This window comes from Pseudomonas pisciculturae, from assembly GCF_015461805.1.
Classification (GTDB): domain Bacteria; phylum Pseudomonadota; class Gammaproteobacteria; order Pseudomonadales; family Pseudomonadaceae; genus Aquipseudomonas; species Aquipseudomonas pisciculturae.
This window is the reverse complement of the sequence record NZ_JACVZE010000005.1, coordinates 348068-362627: the sequence shown is the minus strand read 5'-3', so window position 1 is coordinate 362627 and position 14560 is coordinate 348068. Positions and strand designations below refer to the sequence as shown.

Genomic DNA, 14560 nt, shown 5'->3' with positions numbered 1-14560 from the left:
CCCCTTACAGCGCGATGCTGTATTGTTTGGCGTCACGCGGGTTCTTCACCAAGTCGCAGACTGCGGCGGTGTCGGACGGCGCTTGCTGGGCAAAGCTTTCGACCACTTCCAGGCGACGGTCGCGCACCTCGGCGATGTGCACGTCAAGGATGCAGTGGTGGGTGGCCGGGTCGACACTGACCTTGCCGCTGGGCAGGTCGAGGCTGATGCCTTTTTCCAGGGCCTGGGTCACGGCCATGCGCTCCACCGTGCCAGCCTGGCGCACACCTTCGGCCCACAGCATCATGCCCTGATAGGCACCCATCGCCAGTTCGGTGATGTAGGGGTAGTCGGCGCCAAAGCGTTTGTGGAAACGCTCGACGAACGCCTGGTTTTGCGGGGTGGCCAGTTCCTGCACATAGTTCTGGCAGATCAGGATGCCGTTGCATTCCTCCGGCGACAGCACGATGTGCTCGTTGCCACCGGCAAAGGTGGTGGAGGCAATCGGCAGCTTGCCGGTCATGCCCGCGGCTTTCCATTGGCGGTAGAACGACATGTGTGCGCCACCCACCAGGGCCGACCAGACGAAGTCCGGCTTGGCTTCCTGGATCTTGGAGATGGTGGCGCCGAAGTTGGTCACGTCCAGCGGGAAGAACTCGATGCCCACGCTTTCGCCACCGGCTTGCTCGACGTATTTCTTCACCCACGCTGTCACGATTTGTCCGTAGTTGTAGTCGGCCGCGACGATGTAGACCTTCTTGCCCCATTTTTTAGTGACATGGGACACCAGTTTTTCCACGGTCTGGCCGGGAGTAACGCCGGTGGCAAACACGTTGCGGTCACACACACCGCCTTCGTACTGGTTGTTGTAGAAGTACAGGGTCTTGTAGCGGTCGAGCACCGGGCGCACCACTTCCCGCGAGGCCGAGGTGATACCGGCGTGCACCACTGCCGCACGGTCCTTGAGCGCCGCCTGCTGGGCATATTGGGCGTAGAGCTGCATGTTCGACTGGGTGTCGTACTTGATCAGGTTGAGCGGGCGACCGAGCAGGCCGCCAGCGCCGTTGAGTTCTTCGACCGCGAAGGTGAGGGCGTCGACGATGGGTTTGCCATAGATGTCCAGGCCACCGGAGTTGTCGTAGAGCGAGGCGATATTGATCGCGTCATCGGCAGCAAATGCCGAGAAACTCTTCAAACTCAAGGTGGACAACGCAGCAGCAGAAATAGCGGACGTACGCAGGAAAGCACGACGATTCATAGCCATTCGGAAGACTCCTGGAACCCAGGCCCAAACGTCCACCGCTGCCTGAAGGCAGATGCGCTGGAAGAGGAAAGGTCTGGGAAGAAATGCAGGCGGGGGAAGGAGGGCCTGATTTCACATACCGACGACGCTGTCGGCTGAATGTGTGAGTCGTTTCGCTTGGAGACATCAGCCGCATCGTTGAGGCTGGGTCGCCCATCGCAAGGGGATGGGGGAAACGAGTACCGCAAGGCGCGGCGCTGTTTCAAAAGCAAGCTTCAGGCCATAAACGCTATGTTTATGATTTTTAAGGGGGTTCTGGTGTGTTGGCGCTGTTGCTGTGCCCCAAAAACCGTCACCTGGGTAGAAATGACGCACGTTTGGGGTGCGCATTTATTCAGGTGGTAGCATCAGCTAGATGTATGCAAAACATTACATTGCGTTAAAAGCTCTCAAATGAGATCTGTTATCAATAGTGTTCCATTCGTATTTGTTATCCCTTAGACTCCGCCCCGCTGGCGTTTGGCCGCATTTGGCCCGCCGCAACAACAATAATTATCCGGGGCAGGGGAGCAGGGCGTGAATTTCAAAAAACATACAATCGCGTTGGCGGTCGGTTCAGTGGCGTGCATGGCGGGCAGCGCCTGGGCCGACGAGTCGCAGGCTGTGGAAATTGCGCCGATCACGGTCAGCGGTGAAAAAATCAACCGTACCCTTGAGCAAACCCAGTCCAGCGTGGTGGTGGTCACCGAGCAGCAGCTACGCGACAAGGCCGACCACAGCCTGGTGGATGTCTTCGCACGCACACCGGGTGTGTACAGCCAGGCTGGTAACGAAAACTGGGGCATTCGCGGGGTGCCGGTGTCCGGTTTTGACGACCAGGGCCCGGCCACCCTCAATGGCGCGGTGTCGGTGTATGTCGACGGCGCCGTGCAGCCCAACCGCACACTGACCCTCTCGCCGACGACATTGTGGGATGTGGAGCAGGTCGAAGTATTCCTCGGCCCGCAATCCACCACCCAGGGGCGCAACTCCCTGGCGGGCGCCGTGGTGATCCAGACTCGCAACCCGACCTTCCAGCCGACGTTCTCGGCGCAGACCAACGTGGGCAACTACGGTGAAAAGGGCGCGGCCGTGGCCGGTGGCGGGTCCATCGTCGATGACAAGATTGCCGGGCGCATCGCCCTGGATTACCAGGACGGTGACGGATACATCGACAACATCGCCCTGGGCAAAGATGCCAACCCCCACCGCACCAGCAATGCCCGTGGCAAATTGCTGATCGTGCCCACCGATGACCTCGATGTGTTGCTCACTTATGCCCACAACGAGCATCGCCAGGGCGATAACTCGGTGATGCGCACGAAGGACAAGGTGCGTTACTACAAGATTTCGTCCGACACCCAGGCCTACGACAACCTGATCCAGGACACCGTCAGCGCCAAGGTCGATTACCGCCTCGACGACCAATGGTCGCTGACCAGCCTCACCGCCAACACCGCCTCGGACTACAACAACCGCCTGGACTTCGACCAGAACGCCGTCGACAACGAAGTGATCCGCCGCCGCCAGGATGGCAACCTGTTCAGCCAGGAGCTGCGCCTGAACTACAGCTCGGACACCGTGAAGAGTTTTGTCGGCGCCTACTACGGCCACAACACCAACAATTTTCACGATCAGTTGCTGTTCGATAACGTGCTGGCCAGGACCGTCAGGGGCGACACGACCATCGAAAACAAGGCGCTGTTTGGTGAAGTCGACTGGACCTTCGCACCGCGCTGGACGTTGATCACCGGCCTGCGTTATGACCACGAGACCAACGACACTGACATCAAGCAGGACGAACTGTCCCGCCCAGCCAAAGTCAGCAAGTCGTTCGCGGCCCTGTTACCCAAATTGGGCATCAATTACGAACTCGCCGCAGGCCAGTACTTGGGCTTCATGGTGCAGAAGGGCTATCGCGGAGGCGGTGTCAACGTGCGTTCCGGCAGCGGCCACGAGGCGTATGACCCGGAATACACCACCAACTACGAGCTTTCGTATCGCGGTTCATTCTTCGACGACACCCTGCGCACCCGCGCCAACCTGTACTACACCGACTGGAAAGACCAGCAGGTCAGCGTGCGCGAGGCCAACAGCAATATCATAAACGTGTACAACGCTGGCCGCAGTGACATCAAGGGCCTGGAAGTGTTCGTCGAGAAAGACCTCAGCGAGCAGTTGACCCTGACCGCCGGTGGCGCGATCACCGATAGCCAGTACAAGGACTTCATCACCGACAGAGGCCAGGACCGCAGCGGCGAGGCGTTCCTGTATGCGCCCAAGTACAAGGCATCGGTGGGGGCTATTTATCGTGTCAACGACCGCCTGACCCTCAACACCGACGTCACGTACCAGAGCTCGGCACCGTCTGCGTATGAGTTCAACACAGCGGGCAAGGTGACCGGCGAGCGGCGCAGCGACAACTACGTGCTGGCCAACTTCAGCAGCGAGTACAAGGTCACCAGGAACGTCGCGGTGTCGGGCTTTGTGAAGAATGCCTTCGACAAGCAATACGTCACCAACAACCGGGACGATGAAATCATCGATGCCGGTGCACCGCGTACGTTTGGCATGGCGGTGCGGTACGACATGTAAACCCGATCCTAGATTGGAATAGGTTCAAATGTGGGAGCGGGCTTGCTCGCGAAAGCGTAGTTTCAGTCGACTGATCTATTGACTGATACACCGCCTTCGCGAGCAGGCCCGCTCCCACATTTGGTTCGGATTACGCTTGAGTTGTGGGTCGGGCAATCCACACCAAAACACACAACCCACGCTGTCGGATGACGATTATTCAAACTGAATGCATCATTCAACCTCTCTAATTATCTGCTGCTGCGATTGCCTTTGCGCAAGTCGCGAAAGCTTCTCCATGGCTTGGCGCAGATGCATCTGAATTTTTGAACCTATAACACGACCAAACAGCGGCGCCAAAAAACCACGCATCTCGACACTGTGCAGGCTTGCCCCGCACTGGGTGGCGAAGCCGCCACAAATCCATCCACTTAGGACTCACTGAAACACCGTGGTGCCTGGGTTTAGGGCGGCTTCGCCACCCAGCGCGGGGCAAGCCCGCTCACCACAAAAGCAGTTTTGGGCAGGCCACGCAGATTTGACCGAGTTCAGTCAGCTAGCGCATATGCAAAATAATCGGGCTGCTGCTCGCCGGGTCCGTATGCCCGCGCAGTTTGCCTACCGCTTTTGCATCCACCGTGCCCCCTGTGTTCCCCCAGGTGCTTCGCATATAACTCAGCACCTGGGCGATTTCCTGGTCAGACAGCTGCTCACGAAACGCCGGCATGCGATAGGCATCCGGCACTCCGGCGACCACCACGCGTTGTGAGCCGTTGAGGGTGATATTGATCGCGGAGGCGCTTTCCTTGGCTAGTGCCGAGGTTGCGCCGGCTAACGGCGGCATCCACTCGGGCTGGCCCTTGCCGTCCAGGCCATGGCAGGACGCGCAGCGAGTCGCATAGGTGTGCGCACCCGGGCCGCTGTCGGTGGACGCCGTTTGGTACTGCCAAGGCGTGCCGTCACGTTGCGGATCGCCCGGCAGTGACTTGAGGTAGCGGGCGATGGCTGCCAGGTCGTCGTCTTGCATGAACTGGGTGGAGTTGTTGAACGCCTCTGTCATCGAGCCATAGACCACTGCATGTTGGTTACGGCCGGTCTTGAGGAACTGCACGATCTGCGGCTCGGTCCAGCGGCCCAGCCCGGTGTTGGGGTCTTGGCGCAGGCTCGGTGCATACCAGCCGTCGAGCAGCGCGCCGGCGAGGAAGGGTTTGCCGGATTCATCCAGCGCTTTCTCGTTGAACGCCAGGCCGCGCGGCGTGTGGCAACTGCCGCAATGGCCGGGGCCTTGGACGATATACGCGCCACGGTTCCACAGTGCATCCTGATCGGGCTTGGCGGCGTAAGGCTCACTGGGGGCGAACACGCCATTCCACAGTGCAATCGGCCAGCGCAGGTTCAATGGCCAGGGAATGTCGCTGGGGATATTCGGCTCGCTGGCCGGTTGCACGCCTTTCATAAAGAACGCGTACAGCGCACGCACATCATCGTCACTGAGCTTCACATACGAAGGGTAGGGCATGGCCGGGTAAAGCCTGCGGCCACCGGGCGCGACGCCGTGACGCACGGCGCGGTCGAAGTCGGCCAGGCTATAGGCGCCGATGCCGTGTTCGCGATCCGGGGTGATGTTGGTGGCGTGAATCGCCCCCAGCGGCGTGGCCATTTCCAGGCCGCCAGCAAATGGTGTCTTGCCCGGCAGGCTGTGGCAGGCCACGCAGTCGCTCAAACGCGCTACGTATTCGCCACGGCTGACCAAGGCGGCGTCCACAGTAGGGGTTTGTTCAAGCGGTGAGGCGGGTTGGCGAGTAACGTACCAAGCTAGCACACCTGCGGCGACCAGGCAGGGCAGCGCCAGCCAGCCTGCGGTTCTTGCGAATCGACGGTTGTTCATGGGCGGTCTCGCTCGGTTAGCTGAAGGTGTGTCGGCTCAAGGGCAGGCTGCGGATACGCTGGCCGGTCAATTGCGCTACCGCATTGGCTACGGCCGGCGCCACGGCGGGCAACGGTGGTTCGCCGATGCCGCCCATCTTTTCGCCACTTTCGACGATCCGCACATGCACCTGCGCCATGCGCGACGGCGGCAGAATCGGGTATAGGTCGTAGTTGCGCGCCCGTGGCTTGCCGTCGACGTACACCGCTTCTTCCAGCAACGCCTGGGACAAGCCCAGGGCCACGGCGCCATTGACCTGCGCCTCGACAATCGCCGGGTTGACGATGCTGCCCGGGTCGATGGCTTCCCAGATTTGGTGCACTTTCACCTGGCCACTTTCAATCGACACTTCGGCGATCACTGCCGCATGAGAGCCGAACGGTGACGCCATAGCCACGCCGCGTGCACGGCGGGTGCCGTCTTCGGCGGTGTAGGGGCCGCGTTTCCAGCCGCCGGACAGTTCGCCCACGGCCTGCAGCAGCGTGGTCAGGCGAGGGTTGTCGCGCAGCAGGTGCAAGCGTAATTCGTAGGGGTCGTGACCGCCTTTGTCGGCCAACTCATCCAGAAACGCCTCATAGAAGAAGTCATTCAGCGAGTTACCCACCGAACGCCAGTAGCCGAGCATGGCCGGGCCTTTGACGTAGATCTGCGCGATACGTTTGTTGGGGATCGCATAGGCCTTGCCCGACAACCCTTCAAGGGCCGTGGGGTCGAGTTTATCGCCCTGTTTGCCAGCGATGGCTTCGGTGGGGCCTTCGGTGGCGCTCACCGCTTCGATGGCTACCGGCAGGCCCTTGTCATCCAGCGCGGCGCGGAACTTGACCACCGCCACCGGACGCAGCACGTCACGCAGGAACTCTTCCTCACGGCTCCAGATCAGCTTGATCGGGCGGCCTACTGCCTTGGCCAAGGCGATGGCCTGCGGGTACGGGCTGGCCGAGTCATACAGGAAGTGCCGGCCGAAAAAACCGCCGAGCAAGGGTGAATGCAGGTTGATTTGCGCGATGTCCAAGCCGGTACGCTTGGCGATATCGGCGCGGAACATGTCGGGCGCCTGGTTGGGCAGCCACACGTCCAGCGTGCCGTCAGGGTTGAAGCGGGCCAGGGCCGATGGCGGCTCCAGTTGGGCGTGGTGCAGGTATTGGTTGTGGTAGGTCGCTTCAACTTTGGTCTTGGCGCCGGACAGCGCGGCGGCCACATCGCCTTCGTTTTCGTCGTCACGCGCCGGGCCTTGTTGGGCGGCGAGAAAATCACGGAAACCATCGCTGGAAAAGTCCGCCGGCATGGCTCGCACTTGAGAGTCGGCCCCGGGCTCCAGCCAGTCGACCTGAATCGCTTCCACCGCGCGTTTGGCGTGCCACCAACGTTCGGCCACCACCGCCACAGCACCGGGTAGCTGGTGAACCGAATGCACGCCCTTCATGCCTTCCACTTGCGCCTGATTGCGCAGGCTGCCCACGGTCATGCCCAGACGCGGCGCGTGCTGCACGGCGGCGTGGAGCATGCCGTCGACTTTCTGGTCGATGCTGTACATGGCCTTGCCGGTGGATTTGTCGTAGGCGTCCAGGCGTTTCACCGGTTTGCCGATCCAGCGGAACTGGCTCGGGTCGCGCAACGTGATGCTGGCCGGGTCGGGCACTGGCATGTCCAGGGCTCGACTGGCCAATTCACCGTAACCCAAGGAGCGGCCGGACGCGGCATGCACCACGCGGCCAGGCTGGGTGGTCAGCTCGGCCATCGGCACGCCGAGCTGCTCGGCACCGGCTTGCAGCAACATGGTGCGCGCCAGGGCGCCCAGGCGGCGCATCACGGGGTAGCTCATGCGCACCGACATGCTGCCGCCGGTGATGCGCATGCCGTTTTCCATCACCACATAGGCTTCGCCGGGAGGGGCGGCCTCGACGATAAACGTGGCGGGGTCGGCGTCCAACTCTTCACCGACAATCTGCGCCATGGCGGTGTGGGTGCCCTGGCCACCTTCCATAAAGGGGCTGAGTAAACGCACGCTGCCGTCCGGGCGAATCTCCAGGAAGGCCGGCACTTGAGTGCCGCGTTCAGCGGCGGTGGCAGCCTGCACCCTGGACGTACCCAGCGGCAGCCCGAAACCGATCACCAGCGCGCCCACGGCGGTACTGGCCAAAAAGCGTCGGCGCGACAGATTCACCGGCGCATCGAATAGATCGTTGGGTGTGTTCATCAGGCACGCTCCGGCTTGGCCAGCGCGTGCATGGCGGTGCGGATAGCGTTATAGGTGCCGCAGCGGCACAGGTTGATCATTGCCGCTTCGATCTGCGCATCGTTGGGAACGGGGGTGTGCTTGAGCAGCGCGGTGGCGGCCATGACCTGCCCGGATTGGCAGTAGCCGCATTGCGCCACCTGGTTCTCTACCCAGGCCGCGACCACGCGTTTGCCCACGTCATCGGCCTCGATGGCTTCAATGGTGGTGATTTCGCGCCCGACCACTGCCGCCACCGGTGTGACGCAACTGCGCACGACGTTGCCATCCACCAGCACTGAACAGGCGCCGCACTGGGCCAGGCCGCACCCGTACTTGGTGCCGGTCAGCCCCAGGTCATCGCGGATCACCCACAACAAGGGCGTGTCCGCGTCTGCATCGACCTGATAGGCCTGTTGGTTAATGCTTAGTTCCATGGCTCACCTGCTGATCGACGGTAGATGCGGCCTTTATGAATGCGGCGGCCGCTTATTGTCGAACTCTAGACCACTGTGCAAGGGGTAAGTATCCAGTGGTCGAGAAGTTCGCAGGATCAGGCAAGTATTCAAGAGGATTAGGTCAGCTGCTCAGAGTGCTGCTGACACCCCTCAATCCAAAATGTGGGAGGGGGCTTGCTCCCGATAGCGGTGTATCAGTCGATGAGTCTGTTGACTGACACTCTGCTATCGGGAGCAAGCCCCCTCCCACATTTTTAACCGAGTCAGGCGGTTACACCGTGGGGGTAGTCACTACAAAATCTTCTTCGAAGTACTCCTGTTCCCCCCGCGTCTCACTCTGGCGCCGCACCACCTCCATCTGCCGCAGCTCCACGCGGCGAATCTTGCCGGAGATGGTCTTGGGCAGCTCGCTGACAAACTCGATGCGCCGCACCCGTTTGTACGGTGCCAAGTTGTCGCGGGCAAACGCGAGGATATGGCGCGCCAGTTCATGGCTGCCGGGGGCGTCGTGGGCCAGGATCAAGAAGGCCTTGGGCACCGCCAGCCGCAGCGGGTCGGGGCTGGGCACCACGGCCACTTCCATCACCGCCGGGTGCTCGATCAGCGCGCTCTCCAGTTCGAACGGGCTGATGCGGTAGTCGGAGGCCTTGAACACATCATCGGCACGGCCGACAAAGGTGATGTAGCCGTCAGCGTCGATCTGCGCGGTATCGCCGGTGCGGTAATAACCGTCGCGCATCACTTCGGCGGTTTTTTCCGGGCTGTCTTCGTAGCACAGCATCAGGCCGAGGGGGCGCGCGACCAAGGGCAGGGCGACTTCGCCTTCGGTGCCGGGCACGCCATCCGGGTCGAGCAACACCACTTGATAGCCCGGCAACGGGCGGCCCATGGAACCGGGCTTGAGCAACTGGCCCGGCGTATTGCCCACCAGCGCGGTGGTTTCCGATTGACCGAAGCCATCGCGCAGCGGCAAGCCCCAGGCGTGCTGGATCTGTTCGATGATTTCCGGGTTCAGCGGCTCACCGGCGCCCACCAGTTCACGCAGGTTCAAGCGTGATTTATAGCTGGCCAGGTCTTCCTGGATCAGCATGCGCCACACCGTGGGCGGCGCGCACAGGCTGGTCACGCCGTAGCGTTCCAACGCGTTGAGCAACGCCGGTGCGCTGAACCGCGCGACGTTATGGATAAAGATGCACGCCCCGGCATTCCACGGTGCAAACAGGCAACTCCAGGCATGCTTGGCCCAGCCGGGGGAGGAGATATTCAGGTGCAGGTCGCCCGGTTGCAGGCCGATCCAGTACATGGTCGACAGGTGGCCCACCGGGTAGCTTTGATGGCTGTGCAGCACCATCTTCGGTTTGGAGGTGGTGCCGGAGGTGAAATACAACAGCATCGGGTTGGTGGCGTGGGTCTGGCCCTCGGCTTCGAACTGCTCTGAATACTCAAAGGCGGCGTCATGGGCCACCCAACCAGCGGGCGCCGCGCCGACACAGATGCGGCTGCAACCCTCGGCCAGCCCGGCAAATTTGCCGACATGGGCTTCACCGACCACCAGGTGACGCACCTGCCCACGTTCGATACGGTCGCGCAAATCATCCGGGTTCAGCAGGGCCGTGGCCGGAATGACCACGGCGCCAAGCTTGAACGCGGCGAGCATGGTGTCCCACAACGCCACGTCGTTGCCCAGCATCAACAGCACCCGGTCACCGCGACCCACGCCCAGCGAACGCAAGTGATTGGCCACCTGGTTGGAGCGCGTGGCCAGTTGCTGGAAGCTGTAGCGTTGTTCACTGCCGTCTTCTTCGACGATCCACAGCGCATTGGCCGAGTTGCCCTCGGCCATCACATCGAAGTAGTCCAGCGCCCAGTTGAACACATCCAACTGCGGCCAGCGGAAGTCCCGTGCGGCGGTGACATAGTCGGTGCGGTGGGCAAGCAGGAAATCCCGGGCGGCCAGGAAGGGGTGCGTCATGGTCGGTGTCCTTGATTATTGTTATAGGGACTTGTTGTAGCGACTGCCCCCCGGCTCAGCCGGGTGGCTGAACCGAGTATAGGCACGCATAAATCTAGAGATGAACCCGCAGAAACACCGATGGCTTGTGCAAAAAACTCATGCTCAGTATTTCCAGGTCACCGACGCGGTGAGGTTGCGCGGCGCGCCATAGTTGGTGGAACCGGCGGCCTGGTACAGCGACAGCAGGTACTTCTGGTCGGTGACGTTGTTCAGGTTCAGCGAGGTGCTCCAGTGCTCGTCGAAGTCGTAGCTGCCCATCAGGTCCACCAGGGCATAGGCGCTCTGGTACACGCGGCTGTTGCTGTCGACCTCGGTGTGGCTTTGCCATTGCACGCGGCTGCCGATCTTGGCCTGGGGCACGCCGGGCAGGCGATAGGTCAGGCTGCCGCGCACGCTGTGAGTGGGCACGTACTGGCGGGCTTTTTCGCCGTTGTTGTCTTCGATGTGCACGTAGGTGTAGCCGCCGGCCAGGGACAGGCCGGGCAGGATTTCACCGTTGGCTTCCAGCTCCACGCCACGGCTCTTGTAGTCCACGCCGCGATACACGTATTGGCCGTTGACGATGGCCCCGGTGGCCTCGGCGACGTTCTGCTGCTCGGTCTTGAACACGGCGGCGGTGACGCCCAGGCGCTCATCCAGCAGCCGACCCTTCACGCCGACTTCCATGCTTTTGCCTTCCAGCGGCTCGATAATGCCGCCGGCAGTGCTGCGCAGGTATTGGGGTTTGAAGATCTCGGTCCAGCTGGTGTAGAGGCTCCACTGTGGCGTCAGTTCATAGACCAGGCCCGTGTACGGCGTGACTTTGCCATGTACCCGGGTGTTGTGGGGCGAGCCGTAGCCCATGCCGTCGCCATCGGCGCTGAGCATGCGCGCACCGGCGATCCAGTGCAGGTCTTCGGTGAGGCTGAAGCGCGCACCGGCAAACAGGCTTTTCTGGCGGTCGGTGAACAGCTGGGTGTTGAGGTCGTCGGTGTAGTTCATCGCCGGCTCCACCACGTTGCCGGCCAGCACGTCCTCCAGGTTTTCCACTTGATTACCCGACGAGGTGCGGTAGTGACCGCGCTCGGTGTGGTGCAGGCGGCCGTAGTTGGCGCCAAGGGTCAGTTCATGTTCGCGGCCCAGCAAGTTGAACGGCCCGGACAGCTGCCCCTCGGCCGCCACCTGATGTTCGGTGCTGGTGGTGCGGTTGATATATGCGGCGACCGTGTCGGCGGTGATCGGGATGGCGTAGAGCATTTTGGTGTCGGAGTGCTGGCTCATGCCGGACACGGTGAGGGTGCTGGTCCAGCCATTGTCGAAGGCGTGGACCAGCTCGGCGAAGGCGCGCTGGGTCTGGATATTCCAGTAGGTCCACGGCTGGCCCACGCTGCTGCTGCGGCTGCTGTAGTGGATGCGGTTTCCCAAGTAGTCGGCAATCGGCAGGCCGCCCCAGGTGCTGCCGTTGGAATAGCTGTCCTGCTGGGAAAAGCCCACGGTCAGGGTGTCGGCATCGGACAGGTCGAAGGCCAGCAACCCCGCCATCACGTTGACTTCGTGGCTGTAGTGATCGAGGTAGGAATTGCCCTTGTCGTGGGAGGTGATAAAGCGCCCGCGCACGTTGCCGCTGTCGGTCAGCGGGCCGGATACGTCCAGAGCCAGGCGCCGGTTGTCCCAGGAGCCGCCGCTGGCATCGATGTGGGCCTGGAAGGTGTCGGTGGGGCGCTTGCGCACCAGGTTGACGGTGGCGGATGGGTCGCCCGCGCCGCTCATCAAACCGTTGGCACCGTGCAGTACATCGACCTGTTCGAACTCGGTCATGTCTTGCTCGCCCACCAGCACACCGCCGGAGAAGGGCAGGCCCATGCCGTCGAACTCGAAGTTTTCGATCTTGAAACCACGGGAGGTGAAGGCGGTACGGTCGGTTTCGAATTGTTCGACGGTGACCGAGGGCGCGCTGCGCAGGGCTTCTTTGACGCTGTTGAGCTTGAAGTCGTCCAGTTGCTCACGGGTCACCACGGTGACGGCCTGCGGGGTTTGCTTGTCGGTGAGGCCGAGCTTGGTGGTGGTGGATTTTGGCTTGCCCAGGTAACCAACGCTTTGGCCGCCGTCTTGCCCTGCGTAGTCCTGAACGTGGATGGCCGGTAGGGTCATGCCTTCAGCCTGTTGGGGCAGCGGTACCAAATACACGGTGACCGCATCAGTGCGCGCAAAGCTGTAGCCGCTGCCTTTGAGCAATTCAGCCAGGGCCTGTTCCGGCGAGTACACCCCCACCACTGCCGAGCTGCGCAGGGCGCTGTCGAGGTTGCCGTCCAGCAGCACGTTCTGCCCGGATTGCTGGCTGAACACCAGCAGCGCCTGGCGTAGTTGTTGCGCCGGGATGTTCAGCGACAGCTTACCCACCGAGGCGCCGGGAGCAGGCGCCGCGTACACCGGGGCTGCGCCCATGAGCAAGGTGCAGGCGAGGGCGGCGGCGCGCCAGTGTGCGGTGGGTTGTGGTTGCTTTGCCATTCAGGTGGTTCCCTATGAGGTCGCGCTATCAATCCCTCTAGGACGGATGAAACTCGGCGATACCTGATGGCGATGTGAATTATTTGCGATTAGGCCGGTTGGATCAGGGTAATCAGGTCGGTGTAGCGGGTCATGCGCACGGCCAGGGCTTTGGACAGCACGTCGAGCATCTGGTCCGGGCGGTTTAGATTGAGGATCAAACTGACCCGGCGCGCCGCCAGTTGTTGGTCGGGGATGAAGATCTTGCCTTCGCGCCAGCGTTGCAACTGGTTGACCACGGTCAGCAGCGGTGTGTCGAAGAACACCAGGCGGCCGTTGCGCCAGGCCAATACCTGTTCCAGTTCGGCGCGTTGGATGGCGCCGGTCTGGGTGGCGCTGAAACGCAGCGAGAGGCCTTCGCCCAGGTCGGTCTGTTGGTTGGGGGTGATCACGCGAACTGTGTTGCGGCTCACGCTCAACTGCGCGTTGGCACCGTCACAGGACAGGCAGAAGTCGGCCTCGGGCGTCAGCACGCGACCGGCTTGGGTCTGTACTGAAAACTCACCAGCGGCTTTAGGCCGCACCGTGAAAAACGCTTCGCCTTGCAGCAGTTCCACCGAGCGTTGGGTGGTGGAAAAATTCAGGTTGAGTGCGGTATTGCCGGCCAGTTCCACCGTCGAGCCGTCGGGCAATTGCACGCTGCGGCGTTCGCCCACGGCGGTGCGCACATCGGCAAAGGGCGAGCTGACGCCCTTGAGCCACAGGGTGCAAGTGCTGGTGGCAACGACTGCGACACTGGCGGCGACGGCCAAGCCGACAAAGCGGCGTCGAGACAGCTGAGGTGCTTGAACCTTGGGCGGTGCCAGTAGCGCAGTCGCCGCCCATACCTTCTCCAGGTGGGCATAGGCCTGGGCATTGCGCGGGTCGGCAGCCAGCCAGCGCGCCAACTCATCGCGCTCGGCCAGGGTTGGCGAGCCTGCCTGGAGCAAGGCAAACCACTCGCTGGCCTGGTGACTGGCGTCATCGGGGCGGGCGAGGGGCGGGAGCAGGCGCGGCGGTTCAACACTCATGGGCTAATCAATTCAACAAAAACCAGTCAGGCGGCGAGTATAAGTGAAGGCGTTCACTCGGGCATGCCCAGCTTCAACAAGTCCAGCGCGCGCACCATGCGGCTGTAGGCGGTTTTGGGGGAAATCCCCAGGCGTTCGCCGATCTCGACGTAGGTGAGGCCCTCGACCCGCACCAGCAAAAACACGTCGCGGCAGGGCTCGGGCATGGTGTGCAGCACGTCGTTGAGGGTTGCCAATTGCTGGTTGGCAATGGCGGCTTGCTCCAGGGTGGGGCTGGGTTGTTCGAGTGTGCCGGGTTCTTGTTGGTCCAGCGGCTCGCCCTTGCGGTGTTCCTGGCGGCGGGTGTGGTCGATGAACAGGTTGCGTGCGGCAGAGAACAAATAGGCGCGGAAATTTTCGATGCGGGTGCGGCCCATCTGCTCCGATAGGCGGATGAACGCGTCCTGCGTCAGGTCGGCTGCGGTTTCCTTGCAGCGTAGACGGCGGTCCAGGTAAGCCTGGATTTCACCGCGATGGGCGAGATAAAGCGCCTTGAGATCTGAGCCGGACATAAAGCTACCTGACAGCCATGGAAG

General features: G+C 62.0%; 9 protein-coding genes. 1 reads left to right on the top strand and 8 read right to left on the bottom strand.

Going from position 1 to position 14560, the window contains the following annotated elements:
* Nucleotides 1–4: 4 nt before the first annotated feature.
* Nucleotides 5–1243, bottom strand: coding sequence for an urea ABC transporter substrate-binding protein (locus tag ICY20_RS16135; RefSeq protein ID WP_122486353.1), 1239 nt, complete (start codon nucleotides 1241–1243; stop codon nucleotides 5–7).
* Nucleotides 1244–1798: 555 nt separating this feature from the next.
* On the opposite strand from ICY20_RS16135, the gene ICY20_RS16130 reads away from it, so the two are divergent.
* A complete protein-coding gene (locus ICY20_RS16130; RefSeq protein ID WP_159962575.1) occupies nucleotides 1799–3856 on the top strand; it encodes a TonB-dependent receptor in 2058 nt (685 codons plus the stop codon).
* 535 nt (nucleotides 3857–4391) lie between these two features.
* Here ICY20_RS16130 and ICY20_RS16125 read toward each other — a convergent pair.
* The 7 genes from ICY20_RS16125 to ICY20_RS16095 form a co-directional block, all read right to left on the bottom strand.
* Nucleotides 4392–5723, bottom strand: a complete 1332-nt coding sequence (locus ICY20_RS16125; RefSeq protein WP_194937968.1) for a c-type cytochrome — start codon at nucleotides 5721–5723, stop codon at nucleotides 4392–4394.
* Nucleotides 5724–5739: 16 nt separating this feature from the next.
* Entirely contained in the window at nucleotides 5740–7959 is a 2220-nt protein-coding gene (locus tag ICY20_RS16120) for a xanthine dehydrogenase family protein molybdopterin-binding subunit (RefSeq protein ID WP_194937967.1), read from the bottom strand.
* Nucleotides 7959–8414: a (2Fe-2S)-binding protein gene (locus ICY20_RS16115; RefSeq protein WP_159962572.1), complete on the bottom strand. Its 456-nt coding sequence runs from the start codon at nucleotides 8412–8414 to the stop codon at nucleotides 7959–7961. The genes ICY20_RS16120 and ICY20_RS16115 overlap by 1 nt, the downstream gene beginning before the upstream one ends.
* A gap of 292 nt (nucleotides 8415–8706) precedes the next feature.
* Nucleotides 8707–10407 carry an AMP-binding protein gene (locus ICY20_RS16110; RefSeq protein WP_194937966.1) on the bottom strand — a complete coding sequence of 567 codons (1701 nt, stop codon included), beginning with the start codon at nucleotides 10405–10407 and terminating at the stop codon, nucleotides 8707–8709.
* A 144-nt stretch (nucleotides 10408–10551) separates the two neighbouring features.
* Complete coding sequence (locus ICY20_RS16105) at nucleotides 10552–12936, bottom strand: TonB-dependent siderophore receptor (RefSeq protein WP_194937965.1); 2385 nt, start codon at nucleotides 12934–12936, stop codon at nucleotides 10552–10554.
* A gap of 89 nt (nucleotides 12937–13025) precedes the next feature.
* A complete protein-coding gene (locus ICY20_RS16100; RefSeq protein ID WP_194937964.1) occupies nucleotides 13026–13985 on the bottom strand; it encodes a FecR family protein in 960 nt (319 codons plus the stop codon).
* 53 nt (nucleotides 13986–14038) lie between these two features.
* Nucleotides 14039–14536, bottom strand: coding sequence for an RNA polymerase sigma factor (locus ICY20_RS16095; RefSeq protein WP_159962568.1), 498 nt, complete (start codon nucleotides 14534–14536; stop codon nucleotides 14039–14041).
* Nucleotides 14537–14560 lie beyond the last annotated feature (24 nt).

What these genes read in the sequence shown, in the direction of transcription:
- ICY20_RS16125 (WP_194937968.1), bottom strand. Translation starts at nt 5,723, where the DNA reads ATGAACAACCGTCGATTCGCAAGAACCGCAGGCTGGCTGGCGCTGCCC.
- ICY20_RS16120 (WP_194937967.1), bottom strand. Translation starts at nt 7,959, where the DNA reads ATGAACACACCCAACGATCTATTCGATGCGCCGGTGAATCTGTCGCGC.
- ICY20_RS16105 (WP_194937965.1), bottom strand. Translation starts at nt 12,936, where the DNA reads ATGGCAAAGCAACCACAACCCACCGCACACTGGCGCGCCGCCGCCCTC.
- ICY20_RS16100 (WP_194937964.1), bottom strand. Translation starts at nt 13,985, where the DNA reads ATGAGTGTTGAACCGCCGCGCCTGCTCCCGCCCCTCGCCCGCCCCGAT.
- ICY20_RS16135 (WP_122486353.1), bottom strand. Translation starts at nt 1,243, where the DNA reads ATGGCTATGAATCGTCGTGCTTTCCTGCGTACGTCCGCTATTTCTGCT.
- ICY20_RS16115 (WP_159962572.1), bottom strand. Translation starts at nt 8,414, where the DNA reads ATGGAACTAAGCATTAACCAACAGGCCTATCAGGTCGATGCAGACGCG.
- ICY20_RS16110 (WP_194937966.1), bottom strand. Translation starts at nt 10,407, where the DNA reads ATGACGCACCCCTTCCTGGCCGCCCGGGATTTCCTGCTTGCCCACCGC.
- ICY20_RS16095 (WP_159962568.1), bottom strand. Translation starts at nt 14,536, where the DNA reads ATGTCCGGCTCAGATCTCAAGGCGCTTTATCTCGCCCATCGCGGTGAA.